The following is a 333-nucleotide window of genomic DNA, read 5'->3' as shown; positions in this document are numbered from 1 at the left end:
CGGCCTTTTTCCTCTCCTCCTCCTTCAGGACGTGGATGGCCTTCCTGCCCACCACCCCGAGGACCGGCCCCTTCTTTCCCAGAAAGCGCAGGCGCTGGCCCACCAGCACCTGGGGGTCCCAGCCCCCTAGGGGCCTCAAGCGCAGGAAGCCCTTTTCCTCCACGTGGCTCACGATGACCCCAATCTCGTCCAGGTGGCCCATGAGGAGGACCTTGGGCCTTTGGCCGGGGTTGAGGCGGGCGTAGACGTTGCCGTGGCGGTCCCCCCCCCTCTCGGCGGAGGGGGGGGGCTTTTTCAGGGAAACCCGGGCCGCCTCCTCCCCAAAACCGGAAA

At 67.6% G+C, this 333-nt stretch carries 1 pseudogene; it reads right to left on the bottom strand.

The features are described from left to right. A pseudogene (locus BVI061214_RS00510) lies at positions 1–333 on the bottom strand (M42 family peptidase); the annotation flags it as partial.

Source organism: Thermus aquaticus, from assembly GCF_001280255.1.
GTDB classification, from domain to species: domain Bacteria; phylum Deinococcota; class Deinococci; order Deinococcales; family Thermaceae; genus Thermus; species Thermus aquaticus.
The sequence above is the reverse complement of the archived record's forward strand: the minus strand, read 5'-3'. Positions and strand labels throughout refer to the sequence as shown.